Below are 21073 nucleotides of genomic sequence, written 5' to 3' on the forward strand. Positions count from 1 at the left end.
AAAAGTATGCAGTATCAATTGCCTGATAACACAATATATAGTTGCCTTTACCTTAACCTGTTGAAAGGTTTGATAATTTAAAAAACAATAAACCACGGTTATGAAATCAAAACGATTGCTTGGTGTTTGGTATAAAACCAAATGCACACTTTGCCTGATTATGGTGCAAAGTTTTTTGTGTACGGCCTTGTGGGCAAATGATAAAAAGCCCCCTTCCGGTGCGGTACATAGTATTTCCAACAAACAAAAAAACAGCGGCTTGGCTGACCGGGTTGTCAAGGGGCAGATAACAGACGAGAATAGTGCGCCGATAGCCGGGGTTACCATTACGGAGAAAGGCACTAACAACGTGGTGGTTTCTGATAAGGATGGAAACTATTCCATCAGTGTAAAAGATGCGAACAGCACCCTTGTATTTTCTCATGTCAGTTTCCTGGTGTTGGAAACAAAAGCCGGTTCGCTGGTTTCCACTAATATAAAGTTGGAGCTGCTTTCAAAGAATCTTGATGATGTAGTAGTAGTGGGTTACGGCACCCAGAAAAAAAAGGAGCTGACCAATGCCGTGGTACAGGTATCGGGAGCGGAAGTTAAAAAATCCACTGCAGCTTCCCTGTCAAACTCTTTATCCGGAAGACTGGCCGGATTATTTGTTAACCAAAGAAGTGCGATACCGGGTTTTGATGATGCCCAGATCTTGGTAAGGGGTGCCAACACTTACCGGAACAGTTCGGCATTAATAGTTATCGATGGGGTGGCCAATGCCGATCCCGACGGGTTAAACAGGCTGGACCCCAATGATATTGAGTCCATCTCTGTACTGAAAGATGCATCTGCTGCTGTATATGGGGCACAGTCAGCAGGGGGCGTTATCCTGGTGACCACCAAGCGGGGTAAAACCGGGAAACCCTCATTTGATTTTACGACCACGCATTCTTATCAAACTCCCACAATGAAAGTAAAATCGGCTGATGCGTTTGAGTATATGAATGTACTCAACGATAGAAGGGCCCTGGAAGGTACAGCGCCTGACTTCCCTGATGCGCTGATCGAATCTTTTAAAAATGGTACCAGGAGACCGGAAAACTGGTTTGATGCACTGATTGGTCCTCCTGCCAGGCAATCCAGACAATCGCTTACCATGAGAGGAGGAACGGACAGAGTCAGATACTTTGTTTCACTCGGAATCGCATCGCAGGGAGGCATTCTACGTGGCGATGATAAAACAAAGCTGAAGCAGTATAATGTAAGAAGCAATGTTGATGTTTCAGTCACCAAAGATTTTGAAGTAGGATTAGATATTTCCTACAGAGAGAAAAATACCCAAAATCCCCAGGGAGGTACCGGAAACATAGCTTACTTCGCCGTTACCAGTCCATTACAGGAAGCCTATATTGGTGGTGATTACCGCTATCCCGGCGAAGGGTGGTCTCACCACAATCCTGCCGCAAGGATTCTCAGCCCTGGCTACGACCGACGCAAAACCGATGTAGGCATTGGAACGATCAGGTTCAAATACAATATGCCGTTTGTAAAAGGGCTGTCTTTGGATGGTTTTGCCTCTATTGTCAAAACCATGAACTATAATAAAACTTTTAACTACACATGGTTTTATTATGAAAGAGGGACTAACCCGGGAGAAATAATAAAAAGGCAATCAAGAACAATAGAAGACATCGGGCTTAGGGAGGATTTTGGACAAAGCCTGAGATTTACTGAAAATTTAAAGCTTTCCTATAACACCACCATAAACGATCATAAGATAGCCGCCTTCATTGCTTATGAACAAATGGATTATAAAGACAACTTTTTCTGGACCAGCCGTCTTGGTTATGCTTCGCCGTTGATTGACCAGCTTTCAGCCGGCAGCTCCAACCGTTCGAATTGGAACAACAATGGTGGAGCCTCCGAGTCGGCCCGGCGGAATTATTTTGGCCGGGTGAATTATGATTACGCTGGTAAATACCTGTTTGCCTTCAGCGCCAGGTACGATGGCTCACCTATTTTTCCAAAGGAGACCCGCTTTGGTTTCTTTCCCCAGGTATCTGCCGGATGGGTGCTGAGCAAAGAATCTTTTATACCCCAAAATATATTCAGCAATTTAAAGTTAAGGGCATCCTGGGGTCAGTTGGGTAATGACAGGGTAAATCCTTTCCAGTATATCGGTGCTTATGGCTATGCTGCCGGCTGGGTTGTTAATGGTGCGGATGCCCAGGGTATTGCGCCTACTTCAACACCCAACCCCAATATTACCTGGGAGGTAAGTGAAAAAACAGACCTGGGCCTGGAAGCAGGTTTTTTAAACAACAGGCTAACCTTCGAGTTTGATGTTTTCAATACAAAAACTTCCCAAATTCTTGGTAAAAGACAAGCCTCCATTCCAGGATATACCGGCTTGGTACTGCCTGATGAGAACATTGGTAAAATGAATAGCAAAGGATTTGAAATCCAGGCCGGTTACAGGCAAAATATTGGCCGCCTGGGGCTGAGGACAAGCGGAAACATTTCATACGCCAAAAATAAAATCATCTATTTTGATGAAACACCTCAGTCTGAACCGTATCAGAAACTGGAAGGCAATCCGCTTAACTCCATATTGGTGTACAAGGCTATCGGTATTTACAGAACAACAGAGGACCTGACCAAATATACCAGCTATGCGGGGGCACGCACTGGCGGATTGGTATTTGCCGACCTGAACAATGATGGAAAAATTAATGCGAATGACAGGTACCGGTATGATGCCACCGGTTTTCCAAAAACGCAGTTTGGCCTCACCATCGGATTGGATTATGAGGACTTTGACCTGACTATGCTCGTGCAGGGACAGACAGGCGCTAAATGGCGGTTAAGCACCGGCTTTAATTCAGGTGCGGGTGGAAACGGTCTTGAGTATGTTGCGTTAAACTCCTATTCATTAAAGAACACCAATGCTATTCTCCCGATGATTGCACCAACCGGGATAGCCGCATCTGATGCTGACTTTTATTACCACAATGTATCATGGGCCCGCTTGAAGTCGGTTGAGCTGGGATATACGCTTCCAAAAAACATATTGTCAAAGGCTAAAATATCTGCCCTGAGGGTTTATTTATCCGGAGATAACGTGTTTATGCTTTTTAACAATCTTAAAAAGTACGGAGCTGGTGATCCTGAATTCCTGCTCGGTAATGGTGGTGCTTATCCAAACATGCGAACATTCAGTTTCGGTGCTAATCTTACTTTCTAAAAACTAACAATTATGCAATCATTGAAATTTTTAAATAAACAGGCCGTGAAAACTTATATCCTGCTGTTAGCAGGCGTGGCAGCCATTGGCATTTCCTGCAACAGGGATTTGCTGGATAAAAAGCCATTGGACTCCCTGACCGATGACGCCGTTTTTTCCGACGCTACCTTTCTTCAAAACTATGTCTACAATGTATATAATGGCATGAAACCGATATGGCGTCCCGGCACCGGTGGGTTCGAAGCATTAACAGATGTTGCCGTGTCTCAACCCGAAACCCATGACAGATCTGCCGGTATCCGCCAGTATATTGAGGGAACTATCTCTCCTGATAACATTACTGATCTTACCAATATCTGGAATGATGAATACGGGTACATCCGGAAAACCAACGTATTCTTTGAAAAAATAGCCAATTCTCCTATCGAAGCTGCTAAGCTTGACCCGATGAAAGGAGAAATGCACTTTTTACGGGCATGGATGTATTTTGAACTAATAAAAACCTATGGCGGCGTGCCCATTATCACCAGCAGCTATAAATTGGATGATGGCAATTTTGACGTACCCAGGAATACTTATGCGGAATGCGCCAAATTTATTTTGGATGAACTTGAATTAGCGACTGGCCTATTGCAGAGTGTTACTCCAGCCGCCGGCAAAATAACCAAGGCAGCCGCCATCGCATTAAAAGCGAGGGTACTATTGTATATGGCAAGCCCGCTGAATAACCCCACCAATGACCAGGCCAAATGGCAGGCGGCAGAAGTTGCCACCAAAGCTGTTTTTGACTTAGGATTTACGCTGCATCCTATGCATAACGATCTCTTTACGCGGCCTGTGAAAACTGATGAAATCATCCTCGGTAAAAGCCATACAGCCGGTACCCGGATACCCGACTGGGGTTTTAACTACGATTATTGGCCAAGCGGTTTTGATGCCAGGCAACGCCTCATGCCCACACAGACATTTATAAACATGTTTCAATTGACGAACGGACAATATCCATATGAGGCGGATGGAGTAACCGTGAATGCGGCATCAGGATATGACCCGCAACAGCCCAATAAAAACAGGGATCCAAGGTATTACAGTAGTATTATTTATCCGGGCGCAGGTCCTTTAACTATCAGTGATGGTGCAAAAAGTACGGAAAGGACCTATGAATATTGGGAAGATGCTAACCCCAATCCGGATAATGCCGCGCCTTATATCAACCCCAATAAGACAGATCCCAAAAACGGGCAGACTCTTTTTGATTTTGGGCGTGATTCAAAGACTTATTGGGTGAAGGGGTTAACGCCTTTTCATTGGAGAGTTCAGACGGGCTATACATTCAGAAGGCTATTGGATTTTAGCGGACCCCGTGCAAGTTTTGATTATGATTATAACCAGGCTATTTCCTTTTTAAGATTAGCGGAATTTTATCTGAACTATGCGGAAATTCAAATCGCCCTGGGCAATGAACCGCTTGCCCGTGAGTATATCAATAAAGTCAGAAGAAGACCATCCGTTAATATGCCGGATATTACCAGTACAGGAGCCGACCTGGTAAGAGACTATAGAAACGAAAGAGCAATTGAATTGCACCTGGAAGACCAACGATTCTTTGACCTGATGCGTTGGAAGGCCGCTCCCGGAAATATTGATATTCCTATCCGCGGATTAACGAGTGTAAAAATGGACTGGACCGGTGCCCAGGCGGGCGATCTGTTAGGTAAATTGTCTTATACCTACGGTGTTATTGCCGAGGCAGAAGTAAGAAAACCATGGAAGGGCGATTACTATTACTTATTGCCCATTCCACGGGATGAAATTAAAAGAAGTCATGACGCTATAAAACAAAATCCCGGGTATCAGTAATCGAATGTTGTGAAAATCGAAGAAAAAGGCAAAGAATAAAATAAACGTTTCTCATATAAGCATTGCAGCAGTTTTTATTAAGCAGTAAGGTACTTTGCAAGTGCCAGTCAGGTGGTTTTTACCACCTGACTTTTTATTTTAAATTGAAATTAATACAGGCTAATGCACATCATTAAGAGATACACCGAAAAGCAAAAGAGTATTTTAATCAATAGTCAAAAAATAACTTCCCGGTAAATCAAAATTGAATCAGAATTAGTCAAAAAAGCAAAAGGTATTCTTGCTTATGAATAGTTGGGCGATCTACTTTTTAACGACCTTGTGTCGGTGGAGTTTTCAATAAACTTAAATAAAATTGTATTAGGTACAAGCGCCATTGGCGGTGTTTGGGGAGCTGTTGATCCCCAGGAATCCGTACTCACTATTTTGCATGCACTTGAATCCGGTATAACAAGGATTGATACGGCGCCGGCATATGGTAATGCTGAAATATATATTGGCCGGGCTTTAAAAGAGTGGAAGGGCCCCAGGCCTGCAATTAATTCGAAAGTGGGGCGTATGAAGAGTTTTGCGGCTGATCAGGCTGTATTTAATTACGATAGGCAGGCTATGATTAAGAGTGTAGAGAACTCACTTTTAACAATGGGCATTGAACAACTGGATACTCTTTTTCTGCATGATCCGTTGCACCTGCCGAAAGAAAAGTTTCATTCGGTCTTAGCAAGTTTATTGTATTTGAAAGAAAACGGTTACACAAAAAAAATAGGATTGGGTGGTAACCTACCCGATTGGATGGCTCCTCTTTTAGATCCATTTCCTTTCGACGCCCTTATGGAATTTAACAGGCTGAACGCTTGTTGTACAGAAGCTATGCAAGACTATTTGCCTTATTGTAACAGGCATCAGATAGATTATTATGTGGCCAGTCCTTTGAATATGGGATTGCTTGGTGTCAATTACGAAAAGTTCACTGCTGAAAAACCGGAATGGCTGGCAACGAAATATGTTGAAGCTGCGAGGCAGGTAAAACGTATTGCTGATACAAACAGCATTGCACTTTCCAGTTTGGCACACCGGTTCCTGTTTTCATTTGATTTGCCGTTAAATATTGTGATAGGAGCATCGAACAGGAAGGAATTGGAAGCTACATTGCGCGATCTGGACGCAGGTCCATTGCCTGGGAGTTTGGTTCAGGAAATCAGGAATTGTACATTAAGTAAATCAAAAGTTGATGAGTTGCATCGATACTGAAATCTTTAATATTTCACGGGTAAGTTTACGGGTGCTTGAACCAGTAAAAGTTGTTACACCATTTCAGGATGCCACGATGGGGCCATTTGAATCATTCGGACTGTCAGTGCTTACATTAGAGGATGAGGATGGCAACATTGGAGAGTCTCCGGTTTATAGTACGTATACCAATATTCTGGAAACCTGCCTGCTGCCAATTTTATTGTATAATAAAACTGTTCCTTATCATTTGCTGTACCAGCAGTTGTATTGGTCCATCAGGAATGAAGGGTTTCGCGGGCCTGCATCGGCTTTATTGGGACAGGTTGATCTGGCACTGCATGACCTGGCCGCCAGGCGATCAAAATTGCCTTTGCATAAGTATTTGAAAGCAACACGTAACGATGTAAGGGTATATGGGAGCGGAGGCGGTACCAACTATACACTAAAAAATCTTGAGGAAGAAATCCAAGTGTTCCTGGAGGCGGGGATCGATTGCTATAAAATGAAAGTAGGGAAAGACTTTGGGAAAAAGATGACCGAGGATGTTGAGCGGGTGAGGTTTGTAAGAAGTCTTTTGGGAAAAGAGGTAAGACTGGCGGTAGATGCCAACCAGATATGGAAGACAAATGAGGCCTTAAAATTTTTAGACCTTGTTGCCGGTGAGAATATAGCATGGTTTGAAGAACCGCTGCATTCCGCAGATTACGAACAAATAGAACAGTTATGTGAACTGTCGCCTGTTAAAATATCGTATGGCGAATCTGAGCGTACCGCTAAAATGTTTCCAACACTGCTGAATATTGGCGTGAAACACCTGCAGCCGGTACCCACACATTTGAGTAGTGTGAAAGAGTGGGTGGATGTGAGGGATATGGCCAATAACGCTGCTCTTGATTTTTCATCGGGAGGTTATTCGCTCTATACTGCTTCTTTGATGGCATCTGCACCTGAGCATTTCCAGGTTGAATATCTCTATTCCATTATGGTTGGATTGGAAACCTATTTTGAAGTCTGTCCGAAACTGGATAGGGGAAGATTTTTGCTGCCGGAAATTGATGGTTTGCCGATACGTATTGACTGGGAATATTGGACCCGGCAGAACAAAGTGGTAAGATCGCAAACCTGGCACCGTGAAAATGTGAAAGCATATCTTCCTAATGTAAGCATGTAAAAAAACAATAACGATTGCTGTGAATTTTTCCCTTAGAACTATCGATTACCTGGTATTGGTTTCTTACCTCGTAACTTTATTTGTTACCGGTTTTTATTTGAGTAAGAACAAATCCAAAGAGAACAAGGATATGTTCCTGGGAGGTAGATCATTGAAGTGGTGGCAGATTGGGTTTTCCCTGTTTAGTGCCAATGCGGGGCCCATGATGCTCGTTGGCTTTGCAAGTCTTGGGTTTTCTCAAGGTGTTGTGGGCAGTAATTTTGAATGGTTAGCATGGGTGTTTCTGCTGCTGCTGGCCATGTTTTTTTTGCCGCATTATCTTTCTACTAAGATCAGTACAATGCCCCAGTTCTTACAAATCCGTTTCGGGCAACGATCGTTTAACTTCCTGGTTATTTACAGTCTGTTCTCCATTTTGTTTGTTTGGCTTGGCAGCGCATTGTATGCCGGAGGATTAATTATTTCGCAGATATTCAGGTGGCCCCTTTTAACATCGGTGGTGCTTGTGGCGTTTATCGCCTGTAGTTTTACAGCAATCGGCGGTTTAAAGGCGGTTGTACGAACCGGTGTTTTTCAATCTGTCATAATTATTCTGTCATCAATACTGCTCACGTATTTTGCTTTTAAGAAAATAGGAGGACTTTCAAATCTTATTAGTTCAACACCGGCACACTACTGGAAGTTGTTCAGAAGCTCTGAAGATCCTGAATATTCCTGGGTGGCCATTCTCACCGGCTATCCTGTTGTTGCAATCTATTATTGGTGTACCGATCAGACGATCGTACAAAAAGTGCTTGCCGCTAAAAATTTACGGGAAGGTCAGCGCGGTGCAATGTTTATTGCATTCCTGAAGATCCTGATGCCATTCATTTTTATTTTTCCAGGTATATTTTGTTACGTGCTTTTCAAAGACATTGCTCAACCAGACAATGCGTATATAACGCTTGTACAGCAATTGATGCCGGCCGGTTTGCAGGGGTTATGTATTGCTGCCTTAATTGCAGCATTGATTGATACTGTTTCATCGGGACTCAATTCTTTCAGCACTATTCTTACATTGGATGTAGTGGCAAAATTCCGTCCGATGGATGCAAATTCGAGCAGGAAGATGGGAAGATGGCTTACTCTGGTGGCCGCAGTTCTTTCTGTTGGAATAGCGTATTTGTATGCAAATTCAGGCAAAGGTTTTTTTGAATTGAGCCAGGGTTTAGTTTCTATTCTGGCGCCACCATTATCAGTAGTATTCCTTGCAGGTATCATGTGGAAAAGAGTGAACAGCACTGCAGCCGAATCGGTATTGTATGGCGGTGGAATAATTTGTCTTGTTGTAGGGGTTTGCCATATACTGAATTACCCCTCGACAGGTTTCTGGCCGCATTTTCTCCTGCTGTCTGTTTACCTTTTTGTTTTTTTAACCGCCGTTATCATATTAGTAACCTTATTTACAAAGAAGCAGGCAGGATATGAGCTGCCATCTCCTTTTGAATCACAAAAGCAGGGAGCTAAAAATGCGGGTGCAGTGTGGTTGGGTTGGGCTATTCTTGCTGCAATCATGTTCCTGCTGTATATATTGTTCAGTTAAAAAAATTTGGTATGAAAAATTTCAGGGCAGCTTCCCTCTTGTTTTTGTTCACTGTGCTAATCATTTTTTTAAGTTGCAAGAACCAGCAACAAACCAGTACACAAGAGAAAATAGTAGAAAAGGTTTTTGTTGTGAAGATTGTACCAAATGCCGATAGCCTGCAACAATATCTTACTTACCACAAACAGGTTTGGCCCCAGGTAGAACAGGGTTTCAAAAAAGCAGGTTACAGGAAGATTGTGTTGTATCAGTTTCATCGCCTGATCGTGATGACAATCCAGGTTCCTGAAGGGGCAGATATGGAGGAGATGGGCAAGGTGGCCGAATCGTATGATCCGCGTTGCGCAGAATGGAACAGGCTCATGAATAATTACCAGGTTGGCGTAGAAGGCACCCAGCCAGGAGTAAAATGGGTAGAAGCCCAACCAATTTATTCTTTTAGCAACCAGTAAATGTCAGGCCTCCGCCTGGTATTGTTTTAAAAACTCCCTGGGTGATAACTTTTTTACTTCTTTGAAATGCTTGTTAAAGTTGGAGATGTTGTTATACCCGCTATGGTAACAGGCTTCCGTTACATTATGATTGCCTTCCAATAATAATTTTGCTGCGTGACCAATGCGCACCTCTTTTACAAATTCAATAAGAGTGCGGTTGGTTTTTGATTTAAAGAAACGACAGAATGCTGCGGGAGACATTGGGATGATGCCCGATACTTCCTGCAACGTAATATCCCTTTTGAAGTTTTGAAAAATATGATCGAATACCTTGTTGATTTTTTTTGCTTCATTTGAACTATCCACCGCATTGTAGTAAGGAGAAGAGAGTATTTGTTTGGTATCGGACTGCGCAAGAACATGCAATAGTTGTAACATAAAGGCGGCTCTTCCCAATCCTGTTTCATGCAGCATCTGTTGCATTATCATTTTGGCCATCCTCATTGTTGCACCGGTAAACAGAATACCCTTTGCCGCATCCGCAAGAAGTTCGTTTAACTGTATGGCTTCTGGTTTTTCCAACAATTCCTTGCCAAGAAAATCCGGGAAAAAATGAATAACAAATGCTTGTGGCTGTATCAACGGGTCAATCGTTTTATAATATTGCCAGCAATGAGGAAGGTAGCTTCCAAGCAATACAAGTTCTGTTCCTTCAAAGTCCTGGATATGGTCACCAATAAAACGTTTCCCGCTGCAGTTTTCAATCAATGCGATTTCATAATTGATATGCGATTTTAACGTCGTAAATTTTTTTAATTCCAGGAATTCCGATCTGACCGTAAAGGATTGATCGGGTGGGAAAGTAAAGTTTTCATAAATATATTGCATAGTATGGCAGCGTTTGTTTGGAGCAAATAAAATTACAAAAAAGCTTTGTATATGCAGGATGCGCAAAACCTGAGATGTAATCCACCTGTCGCAATCTGTTAACCAGCGGTTCTGATTTTTTTTACACGATGCATATATTTTTTAACTGCTGAAACTTAAACAAATTTGAGTATCAGCATTCACGACATTCCTTTGCGGGTAAAAACTGTATCCCATTTGTACGTATATACATATAGACAATTTTGGAGCGATGTAGCTGCCTGCAAATAAAACATCACAAGCAGTCAAATTATAGGTTGTTAAGGGCTTTAACAAGTCGGAGATTTATTTCCTAAAATGTTATAGAATGAAACTTGCCAAACAACTGCTATGGCTTATTGGCATACACTGTATGCTCATAACAGCCAGTTACGCCCAGGGGCCCGTCACTGTGAGAGGGTCTCTTAAAGACAAAAACAACATGCCGCTTGCTGGTGCAACCATTACCGAAGCAAAGAAAAACGGCAAATCCACCACATCGGATGCAAGCGGAAACTTTGAACTCGCAACCGTGCTAAATGCCCGGTTAAAAATTACCATGGTAGGCTACAAAGAAATGGAGTTGGTAGCCAATACCCAGCAATTGAGCATCCAGTTAGACGACGATGAAAAGGAACTGGATGAAGTGATTGTAGTGGGTTATGGTGCGCAGAAGCGGACTAAAATGACCTCTGCTGTTTCATCAATTAATGCAAAAGACATACAGCTTATTCCTACTTCCAATTTGTCAAATGTATTGGCTGGCCGTTTGTCGGGTACATTTATCACTTCACAAACAGGTACACCTGGCATTGGTTCAAAAATCAAAATTCGTTCCCGCTCTTCATTTAGTAACGCCGGTACCGACCCGATATTTGTAATTGACGGAGTGGTGCGGGACAAAACCAGTTTTGATGCCTTAGATCCTAATGAAGTTGAAGATATTTCGATATTAAAAGATGCGGCTTCCGCTGCTATTTATGGTTCGCGTTCCTCCAATGGGGTTGTCCTGGTAAGTACAAAAAAAGGGAAAAGCGGAAGACCTGTTATACAATATAATAGCACATTCAATACTCAGAATACAGGTAAGCTGCCTGAATATATGCCTGTCAGAGATGGATTGAACCTGTCAAAAGCCGTTAACGGCGGGCTAAGCGATGAGGAGATTAACTGGGTGATGCAAAATAATCCAAAAGGAGAAAACTATTACGATGCTGCTTATACTGATCCAACAAGCCAGCGCCATGCCATAAGTGCCTCTGGCGGCTCCGATAAAATTAAAATTTATCTTGGTGGCTCCTACTTTAAGGAGAATGGGTTTTTACCCCAGGTATGGTATAAAAAATACAACCTGCGGGCTAATGTTGAGGCCAATTTGGTGAAAAACCTTACGCTCGGACTAAACCTGAGTAATAGTTATGGTACACGCAACCGCTTCAATTTTACCTATGATTATGGTTCAGATGACCTGAATAATCTTTGGGGTAAACTATTATATTGGGATGTTTTTGCAAGTCCCTATATAAATGGTAAACCAAACAACCCTGGTTGGTTGGGGAATCCCGTAGAGATGATGAAAAATGGTGGTTATTGGCGCAATAACAATCAGCAGGTTGATGCTTTACTCACAGCCGAGTATAAAATTCCCTTTGTGCCAGGCTTAAGTGTGAAAGGATCCTATAGTAAGAACTTTGATAATAATTATATAAAAACCTTTGCTAAAAAACAACTGCTGTACGACTTTAAGAAAACAGGACCTAATAACCTGATTTATACAGATGAACTTATTGGCCCGGTGAAAAGCGGGGATCCCGGTTCCGAGTATATAGGAAATGAGTACAGAAAATGGAATGCATATCAATTAAATACCCAGGTTAATTACGACCGCACATTTGGAAAACACACAATTGGAGTTCTGGCAGCTTACGAGCAGTATGAAATGGACTATAATTTCTTTTCCATGTACAGGTATAACTTCCCATTATTTCCAAATGATCAGTTTTTTGCTGCAAGTGGCAATAATGCAGATTGGTCAACAGGTGGTAATGAAAACGAGGACGGGCGGTTGTCATATATTGGAAGAGTCAATTATGATTATGATGCCAAATATCTTTTCTCAGCATCAGTGCGCAGAGATGGGTCTGTAAGATTTGCACCCAATCAACGGTGGGGATGGTTCCCATCTGTCTCGGCGGGGTGGGTGATCTCTAATGAAGATTTTTTCCAGGCATCCAAACTAAGCGGTTCAATTAATTTTCTGAAACTGAGGGGATCCTATGCCACAACCGGTAATGATGTGCTCAATAGAGATGATCCTTTTGATAAATGGAGATGGTTTGAGCAGTATAATATCCAAGGTAGTACCTATTATCTTGGTAGTTCAGGAACTACAGCGCCACGGTTGGCCTATGGCGGTATTCCCAACAGTAATTTGACCTGGGAAAAATCGAATTCTTTAGATATAGGAATGGATCTGACTGCTTTTAAAAATATCAGGTTCACCTTTGATTACTGGAAACGTCATACCTATGATATATTAGGTACTCGTATTTTGGCCATCCCTGTTGAGTTTGGAGGGGCCTTACCCGCAGAAAATTATGGTGAGGTTAATTCACGGGGTATTGAGATAGAATTAGGTTATAGTAATAAAGTTGGCAGAAGTTTTAGTTATGAGGTAAAGGGAATATTTAGCTACGCATCCAATAAAGCTGTTAAAAGAGATGTGGCTGCTAATGCCCAGGATTATGCCAATCCTATTGGAAAAACACTGGCCTATGGGTCCGGCTACAAGGCTTTGGGTATATTACGTACACAGGATGATTTGAATAAGCTGCCGCCTGGTTTTTTGATCAATGGTGTTGCACCGGCTTTAGGCGATATGTTATTTGCGGATATCAGTGGACCAGATAACAAGCCTGATAATTTAGTAAACGGCTATGATCAAATTGTGCTTGGTAACTATTTTGGAGCCGACAATGCACCGATTTCTTACGGATTGAATATTTCATTATCCTATAAAGGGTTTAGTTTAGAAACATTGCTTTCAGGCCTCGCAGGATATAAAGTAAGCTACAATGACCCATGGGGCAGAAACTTTGGTGGTGGCGGTAAAGTCCCCAAATACCATGCTGACTCGTGGAGCACTGATAACCCCAATGGCTCTACACCCAAAATATATCCATGGGGGAATGCACATTCTTATGGTTATACCTGGACATCCACTTTTAATGTGTATAACGGAGGTTTCTTGAGGATGAAATATCTGAATCTGAATTATAAGTTACCCGAATCAGTAGTAAGCAAAGTATCAATGAAAGACGCTAGAATTTTTGTGGCCGGAACGAATTTATTCTATCGGTCGAAGTTCAAGCTTTATGATCCCGAGTTGTCTCAATTTATGAGTTATCCAACCATGAAAACCTATACAATTGGGATTGATATAAGATTCTAACAAATAAGTGGAGTTTAAACTAAATAGTACGAAAATGAAACACAATTTTAAAATAGCGATACTCATATTTTTCGCTCCTTTAGGGATAATGAGTTGCAGCAAAGTGCTTGATAAAACGAATCTTGCAGCAGTAACTCCTGATGCAGTCTGGTCGAATGCAGCTATTGCCGGGGCTTATTTAAATAATATTTATGCCAGTATGATGCCGGGGAACCCAAGTGGTTCTGCAAATGGAACCGATGAAGGGGTGGCCTATCAAAAACAAATGAATGTTTGGTTAAGGGGTACAGCGACTTTTGATTCAAGGAATAATTTTGGGCAATATAACAATATCCGCACCATCAATATTTTGCTGGGCAATATTGACAACGCTACTTTTAGCCAGGCCGATAAAGATAAAATAAAAGGACAGGCATTATTTTGGAGAGCCTGGGCTTATCACAGTATGGTGAGCGATTATGGCGGTGTGCCCCTGATATTAGAAGCACAGGAACCAACTTCCGATTTAACACAATTACAAAAGCCCCGTAATAAAACGTCGGAATGTGTAACGCAAATTTTAAAAGACCTGGATGATGCGATTGCCTTGCTGCCTGATGCATTTACAGATAGTGACCTGGGCAGAATTGACAAGGGAGCAGCCATGGCTTTCAAAGGAAGGGTATTATTGTTTTTTGCAAGCCCTTTGTTTAACGGCCTGGACGGTGTGGCTACCTGGCAAAAAGCTTACGATGCTAATAGAGAAGCAAAAGAATTTTTAGCTGCACGTGGCAAAGGTTTGTATGGACCTTACAACAAAATTTGGGACGACGAGTTAAACAAGGAAGTCGTAATGGCTCGCCGGTTTAACTATCCCCAGGCTACTTATTTCCAGGGTGGTTTAATGCCTTTAAACTGGTCAAAGGATGATGTAGGTTACGACCGCCCTTCTTTGGAACTGGTGAATGCTTTCCCGATGAAGGACGGCTCTTCCTGGGAATCGGCAACAAGAAGTTATGATACTTTATTCCGGAACAGGGATGACAGATTTTATGCAAATATTTATTATAACGGTGCTCCCAACCAATATTTAAAGGGCATGCGGGATGATAAAACCTATTTGTGGACCTATTTTACATCTATAAGCAATTACAATGGCGCTACAGGTCTTGAAGGTGCACATAACCAGGTAACCAGCGATCCGTTGTGGTCCAATTCAAGCTTTTACAGGATAAAAGCTATTGATAAAAATTTAGATAAGGGTACAGTTTATAATGGAGCTGTGGATTGGATTGAAATCCGTTATGCAGAAGTATTAATGAATTATGGGGAATGCGCCAACGAACTGGGCAAAACAGCAGAAGCAGTAGATGTGCTGAAGCAGATACGGGCCCGGGCAGGCGTTTTACCTGGTGTAGGCGGTGATTATGGAATTACAGCAGCTTCTACAGCAGAGTTAAGGACGGTATATCAAAAAGAACGCTTTGTCGAGTTTTGTTTTGAAAATAAGCGCTGGAATGATTTGCGCCGCTGGAAAATGTTTGATTACATGCGCGGCTTACCGCAGCGCCACGGTATAGCAGTATTGCTGAAACCGGGTGAATCAAATGTGGCTCCGCTGGATGATATAAACACGGTGTGGAACAAATTTACCTCTACAGTTATTGAGACCGATCCCGTTAATATAGCAGTGAAAGACCAGTATTATATTTATGGAATTCCTAAAGCAATTTTAGACCGAAATCCATTGTTAAAACAAAACAATAATTGGGGTGGCGATTTTGATCCTTTGAAATAGTTTCTCATAAGCAGCAGTTAGTTTGAATTAGAAAGAGGGGGCTTTCCAGCCCCTTCACCTGTTGTGAAGTGAGCAGACAACGGCAATGCGATGATTGCTCCTCACCGGAATTAGTTAAGCAAGCTATTAGTGTTTAACAACAATAATTTTTTTGTGAATCATAATAATCAAATGAAAGGATCTATTCGAAAATGTTATCTGCTTTTGGCTGCCGGTTTTCTTGTGCAACTCAATCTTCATGCCCAGCCTGGTAATGAAATGGCGGTACAGCGAATGCTGAAATCAGTAAGCGGGAGCATGTCGCTGAGTATACAGCAGTATTCTGGTACCAACCGGGTGGGCGAACAATTATTTCAGCAAAACAAACTTCAAAGCAACAGTGAAGACTGGCAGTTGCAATTGCATACGGCTAAAGTAGCTGGTCATCCCGAAGCAGTAGATGTTACGGCGAGTTTTACTTTGGAAAAAGGGTCAGCGCCTGCTACGGCTGTAGCTGTTTCCTTTGATTTCAGCAACTGGAGCCGGGATAATTATGTGCTGGTGCCTGCTATTGTGTATAATGGCAACCGTTATCATGCAATTGGTACATCATACAATCCGCCTTATCCAAAAGAAATGTATTATAACCCGAAAGTACCGCTTACCATTTCCAACAATCCGCGTCTTTCTATTGAAAAGGGAAAAGCATCGCTGATAGAATTGCAAACAACAAACGCGGCAACACCAGCCATGTGCTTTTATTCACCAGCGGCAAAGAACGGATTTATCGTTCTCACCGATCAGCAATCGAAATGGGGGAATCATGGATTAACGATTGCTGAGAATGTAGCACAGGATAGTTGCCGTTTCAGTATTACGGCGCCATCCATGCGCAAACTGGCAACAGGCTTCGGTGATTTTCATCCAAGCGGTGATAAAGCACCCGATTGGAAAGCCGGTGATGAACTTACACTTCGTTTCAGAGTATATGTTTTTGCCGCCAACAGTATTCCTGATCTGCTTTCTAAATTCATGCAGGAGCGGAAATCGTTTACCGGTCCTAATCATCCCCGCAATCAACTTCCCATGAGCAAGCAACTGGAGATGGCCACTGCCATTTGCAGCAACAATTTTGTAACGGTTCCTGCAGGCAGTTATTATACGCCTGAGAATAATAAAGACTTTCAGCTGGGCTGGGTAAGTGGTATGATGAATACATACCCGATGCTTGCACTCAATAATGAAAAAGAACGTAACCGTGTTGCTGCTGAACTGGATTTTGTAGTAAGCAAGTTGCAGGGCAAAAGCGGTTATTTCTATGGAGGCATTACTGCCAATGGTGAGCTGCGTCCCGAAGAAATGCACCCCGATTATCCGATCATACAGGCTATGGTGCGTAAAAACAGCGATGCTTTACTGTGGCTGATGAAACACCTGTTGTTATTTAAAGCGCAGGGTTATGGAAAGATGATTAAACCGGAATGGGAAGACGCCGCCCGTAAACTTGCAGCGGCCTTTACAAGAACATGGAAAAGAGATGGCGAGTTTGGACAGTTTATTGCACCCGAAACTGGTGAAATAGCCGTGTATAATTCCACAGCTGGTGCCATTGCGCCTGGAGGATTGGCAATGGCCTCCGCTTATTTCAACGAGCCAGAATGGATGAACGTAGCAAAAGCTTCCGCCAGTTTTTATTACAATCGTGATGTAGTAAAACAGGGACTTACCGGTGGTGATTGTGGCGATATTTCGATGGATGCAAATTCCGAATCAGCGTTTGGATTTTTGGAATCGCTCACGGCACTTTATTATTATACGGGCGATAAAAGCTGGTTGAAAAAAGCAGAAGTGCAGGCGGCGCTTTGTGCTACCTGGACAATCTCTTATGATCCAGTTTTCCCATCACAAAGTCAAATTGGAAAATTGGAAAGCAAGATGGCCGGAGCTGTTTGGGCAAGTATTCAAAACAAACATGCGGCACCGGGTATTTGCACTGCCTCTGGCGATTACCTGTTTAAGTTGTTCCGTGCAACCGGTAATTCATTGTATGCTGATTTGATCAGGGATATTCAACATGCACATGCAGAAGCAGTGAACGTACCACCTCATCACATTACAACAAATTATTTGGTGGGCTCAAGCATGGAGCGTATTCAGCCCAGCGATGCAGAAGGTAAAGGAAGCATCGGTAACTATATCAACACCCGCAACTCATGGACAGAAACCAATGGTATGCTGATGGGGCTGGAACTACCAGGCATATATCTTCAGACAGATAAAAAGAAGTTGTATGTATTTGATCATGTTACCGCCAGCATCATCGGACAAGATGCAAAAGGAATTGTAATACAGGTGAAGAATGAAACCATCCATGATGCCAGCGTATCAGTGTTTGCTGAAACAAGTGCACACGCTGCAAAGCCATTGGGTTATAACAATTTTCTTAACTGGCCGATAGTAACAGTGAGGGCAGGCGGGAACGTTAAGTTGTTGGTGAGTAAAAATGGTAAGGTGACCCCGTTAGGCTAAGACAGCAGCAATTATTTTTTTATAGCTAATTTGCTACGATGAAATACAAAACAACACTTACTACAGTCGCTCTTCGTTTGTTGAAGAGCGGAATTACAACCCGGGTCCAGGTACGCACCAAACTGGTGATCTTCCTTTTTTTTGCGCTGATTTCTGTTTCCTTTCAGTCTCCTTCAAAGCCAGATGGTGAAAAGAAAGTGGAAAAGGTATTGTTATTTTCCAAAACAAATGGCTTTCGCCATGAAAGCATCGCGGCGGGGATTGCTGGCATCAGGAAAATAGGTGAGGAGCAACAGTTCACGGTTGACGCCACAGAAGATTCAACTGTTTTTACATACGGACGGTTAAAGCAATATGCGGCCATTATTTTTTTAAATACAACCGGTGATGTTCTTGGTGCGGAACAGGAAAAAGCACTACAGCAATATATTCAGCATGGCGGAGGCTTTGTAGGCGTCCACGCCGCATCGGATTGTGAATACGGGTGGCCATGGTATGTAAAGCTCATCGGGGGCAATTTTGAATCGCACCCTAAACCTCAGCCGGCGAAATTGAAAGTGGTCGACAGCCAACATCCCGCTACCAGTGCTTTACCGGATGTGTGGGAGCGGGCAGATGAATGGTACAATTTTAAAAATCTCAACCCGGACATGCATGTGCTGTTGGAAATTGATGAGACTTCTTATACGGGAGGTAAAAACGGCCCGCATCACCCGATGGCATGGTGGCATGCTTACGATGGGGGCAGAGTGTTTTACACAGCACTGGGGCATACAAATGAGTCTTATGCCGAACCGTTGTTTATTCAACACCTGGCAGGAGGGATTCGATACGCAATGGGAAGAAAATAGTTGCAGGCTGTCATCATCTGACACATTGAGGAAGATTTTCAACAATAACTCATTATTAAGTCAATGAATATTTCCCCGAAAAGGAATCGTCGTTTTTTACATGTATTTCTTATTCTTTTATTCCTGTTTGTAGGAGTTAGTTGCAGAGCGCAGGAGACGGTGATAGCCTCTCATTACGGGGTAAAAGCAAACAGTTTTGAAAATGCGGCTGGTGCTATTCAAAAAGCGATCGACATTTGCAAAACTAAAAAAAACGCAACATTGTTGTTGCCGGGAGGCCGTATTGATATTTGGCCCGAAGGAGCTGCAAAACGGGAGCTTTATATTTCCAATAGCACGGAGGATGACACATTGCCCAAAGTAAAGAACATTGCCTTTCTATTTGAGGGTTGTAACAATCTCACTGTTGACGGTAGTCAAACCCTGGTAGTATTGCATGGCAAAATGGTTGCCTTTGCTTTTATCAATAGCCAAAATATCAAGCTAAAAAATATACAGTTTGATTACGAGCGGCCCACTGTATCGGAGCTTACTATTCGATCGGTGACAAACAATGCGATTGAAGCAGAAATTCATCCCGATTCAAAATATATAATTGATAACGGCAAAATCAATTTTTATGGTGAAGGATGGAAAACAAATTCATACCACTGTATCTTGTTTGATTCTGTAAACAACAGGATGCGTTATAGTACAATGAAGCCCTTGTTGGAAGGCGAGGCTGTGCAAACCGGTCCGTTGCATGTAAGGTTCGAAGGTCATTTTTCACCTAATCAGTTTCAGGCGGGCAATGTGCTTACAATTCGTGATCCATACAGAGATAATTGCGGCGGATTTATTCATCGTAGTAAAGATGTCAGTCTTGAAAATCTGCAGATGCATTTTATGCACGGGCTGGGCATTGTTTCACAGTTCTCTGAAAATATTTCATTGTTGAAGGTGGCAGTTGCTCCACGAAAAAATTCGGGCCGCATCATTGCTGCTTTTGCTGATTGTTTTCATTTTTCGGGTTGCAAAGGACTTATACGTATTGACAGTTGTTTTACGTCTGGCTCTCACGATGACCCAATCAATGTGCACGGTACTCATTTGCAAATCACGTCAGTTGACGCAACAAAAAAAATGCTCGTTCGGTTTATGCATCATCAAACCTATGGCTTCGATGCTTTTCTTGCTGGTGATAGTATCGCATTCATCAATCCAAAGACATTAATGCCTTTGGCCGTGGCCAAATTAAAATCCGCAAAGCTGATCAACAGGCGTGAAATGGAATTAGAAGTGGAAGGTAAACTGATGGATAGTGTGAATGTTGGTCTTTGCATCGAAAATCTTTCCTGGACACCCGAAGTGCAAATTCGGAATAGCCGTTTTGAGCGAACCAATACAAGAGGGTTGCTTATTACTACACGCAGGAAGGTAGTGGTTGAGAGTAACATTTTTTATCATACAGGGATGTTCCCGATTTTGATTGCCAACGACGCTTCAAGTTGGTATGAGTCAGGGGCTGTTCAGGATGTTACCATTCGCAATAATGTATTTGAAGGATGCGGATATAATTCCGAAAGCGGAGCTATCAATATTGCTCCGGAAAATCATGAATTGATAAAAGGGAATGCGGTACATCGTAATATTCGAATTGTAAACAATACATTTAAGATATTAAAAGATGAGCCGGTACTTTTTGCACGCAGTGTCGAAAATCTCGTATTCAGCAGCAATCAAATCCTCCACCTGCAAGCGGGAGTGAGCCGGGGAAATAAACCTGCTACTATAAATTTAACGGCTTGTAAAAAAGTGCAGGTTGACAACAATAGTTTTGATCGGCCAGAGCCTCCTTTTATTCATGCCATTCAAATGAAAAGGACAGATTTAAAAACAAACTGGAACAGGAGATATCAGTGACACAAGGGGTCTGCTATGCGGGACGTTTAAAATTTAAACCCGGCCAATTTTGCCAAAGCTTAAAAATTAATCAGAGGGTCCCGGCAAAAAAACATCAATAGTCGTCAATTTAAGAGTTGTGGCAGGCAGCGGCACTAAGGAACTTTAATCGCTAAAAAATCTACGGGCAGAT

12 protein-coding genes are annotated in these 21073 nt (G+C 42.5%); 11 read left to right on the plus strand and 1 reads right to left on the minus strand.

What is annotated here, in order from left to right:
• Positions 1–100: 100 nt before the first annotated feature.
• The 6 genes from P2W73_RS20835 to P2W73_RS20860 all read left to right on the plus strand — a co-directional run bounded on the left by P2W73_RS20835 (position 101) and on the right by P2W73_RS20860 (position 9524).
• Positions 101–3226 (plus strand): SusC/RagA family TonB-linked outer membrane protein, encoded by a 3126-nt coding sequence (locus P2W73_RS20835; RefSeq protein WP_276504037.1) that lies wholly within the window; start codon positions 101–103, stop codon positions 3224–3226.
• Between the two features lie 12 nt (positions 3227–3238).
• Positions 3239–5086: a RagB/SusD family nutrient uptake outer membrane protein gene (locus P2W73_RS20840; protein WP_276504038.1), complete on the plus strand. Its 1848-nt coding sequence runs from the start codon at positions 3239–3241 to the stop codon at positions 5084–5086.
• Positions 5087–5413: 327 nt separating this feature from the next.
• On the plus strand, positions 5414–6337 hold the full coding sequence (locus P2W73_RS20845; RefSeq protein ID WP_276504039.1) for an aldo/keto reductase: 924 nt from the start codon (positions 5414–5416) through the stop codon (positions 6335–6337).
• Positions 6318–7490 (plus strand): enolase C-terminal domain-like protein, encoded by a 1173-nt coding sequence (locus tag P2W73_RS20850; RefSeq protein WP_276504040.1) that lies wholly within the window; start codon positions 6318–6320, stop codon positions 7488–7490. Before P2W73_RS20845 ends, P2W73_RS20850 begins: the two co-directional genes overlap by 20 nt.
• Positions 7491–7509: 19 nt before the next feature.
• Positions 7510–9072 carry a sodium:solute symporter family transporter gene (locus P2W73_RS20855; protein ID WP_276504041.1) on the plus strand — a complete coding sequence of 521 codons (1563 nt, stop codon included), beginning with the start codon at positions 7510–7512 and terminating at the stop codon, positions 9070–9072.
• 11 nt (positions 9073–9083) lie between these two features.
• Positions 9084–9524 (plus strand): L-rhamnose mutarotase, encoded by a 441-nt coding sequence (locus P2W73_RS20860; RefSeq protein ID WP_276504042.1) that lies wholly within the window; start codon positions 9084–9086, stop codon positions 9522–9524.
• 3 nt (positions 9525–9527) lie between these two features.
• Here P2W73_RS20860 and P2W73_RS20865 read toward each other — a convergent pair whose 3' ends face one another.
• Positions 9528–10394 carry an AraC family transcriptional regulator gene (locus P2W73_RS20865; RefSeq protein ID WP_276504043.1) on the minus strand — a complete coding sequence of 289 codons (867 nt, stop codon included), beginning with the start codon at positions 10392–10394 and terminating at the stop codon, positions 9528–9530.
• 346 nt (positions 10395–10740) lie between these two features.
• On the opposite strand from P2W73_RS20865, the gene P2W73_RS20870 reads away from it, so the two are divergent.
• From P2W73_RS20870 to P2W73_RS20890, 5 genes are all read left to right on the plus strand, one after another.
• Entirely contained in the window at positions 10741–13863 is a 3123-nt protein-coding gene (locus P2W73_RS20870; RefSeq protein ID WP_276504044.1) for a SusC/RagA family TonB-linked outer membrane protein, read from the plus strand.
• Positions 13864–13897: 34 nt separating this feature from the next.
• Positions 13898–15640, plus strand: coding sequence for a RagB/SusD family nutrient uptake outer membrane protein (locus P2W73_RS20875; RefSeq protein ID WP_276504045.1), 1743 nt, complete (start codon positions 13898–13900; stop codon positions 15638–15640).
• Positions 15641–15793: 153 nt separating this feature from the next.
• Positions 15794–18148, plus strand: coding sequence for a hypothetical protein (locus P2W73_RS20880; RefSeq protein WP_276504046.1), 2355 nt, complete (start codon positions 15794–15796; stop codon positions 18146–18148).
• A gap of 38 nt (positions 18149–18186) precedes the next feature.
• The gene (locus P2W73_RS20885; RefSeq protein ID WP_276504047.1) at positions 18187–18999 is read left to right on the plus strand and encodes a ThuA domain-containing protein; all 813 of its coding nucleotides are present in this window, start codon (positions 18187–18189) and stop codon (positions 18997–18999) included.
• 63 nt (positions 19000–19062) lie between these two features.
• Positions 19063–20901, plus strand: a complete 1839-nt coding sequence (locus tag P2W73_RS20890; protein ID WP_276504048.1) for a right-handed parallel beta-helix repeat-containing protein — start codon at positions 19063–19065, stop codon at positions 20899–20901.
• Positions 20902–21073 lie beyond the last annotated feature (172 nt).

It is taken from the genome of Terrimonas pollutisoli (genome assembly GCF_029360765.1).
Lineage (GTDB): Bacteria > Bacteroidota > Bacteroidia > Chitinophagales > Chitinophagaceae > Terrimonas_B > Terrimonas_B pollutisoli.

Bases quoted from the DNA above. Each gene is read 5' to 3' on its own strand.
- P2W73_RS20850 (WP_276504040.1), top strand. From the start codon at position 6,318: ATGAGTTGCATCGATACTGAAATCTTTAATATTTCACGGGTAAGTTTA.
- P2W73_RS20890 (WP_276504048.1), top strand. From the start codon at position 19,063: ATGAATATTTCCCCGAAAAGGAATCGTCGTTTTTTACATGTATTTCTT.
- P2W73_RS20865 (WP_276504043.1), bottom strand. From the start codon at position 10,394: ATGCAATATATTTATGAAAACTTTACTTTCCCACCCGATCAATCCTTT.
- P2W73_RS20835 (WP_276504037.1), top strand. From the start codon at position 101: ATGAAATCAAAACGATTGCTTGGTGTTTGGTATAAAACCAAATGCACA.
- P2W73_RS20840 (WP_276504038.1), top strand. From the start codon at position 3,239: ATGCAATCATTGAAATTTTTAAATAAACAGGCCGTGAAAACTTATATC.
- P2W73_RS20885 (WP_276504047.1), top strand. From the start codon at position 18,187: ATGAAATACAAAACAACACTTACTACAGTCGCTCTTCGTTTGTTGAAG.
- P2W73_RS20875 (WP_276504045.1), top strand. From the start codon at position 13,898: ATGAAACACAATTTTAAAATAGCGATACTCATATTTTTCGCTCCTTTA.
- P2W73_RS20870 (WP_276504044.1), top strand. From the start codon at position 10,741: ATGAAACTTGCCAAACAACTGCTATGGCTTATTGGCATACACTGTATG.
- P2W73_RS20860 (WP_276504042.1), top strand. From the start codon at position 9,084: ATGAAAAATTTCAGGGCAGCTTCCCTCTTGTTTTTGTTCACTGTGCTA.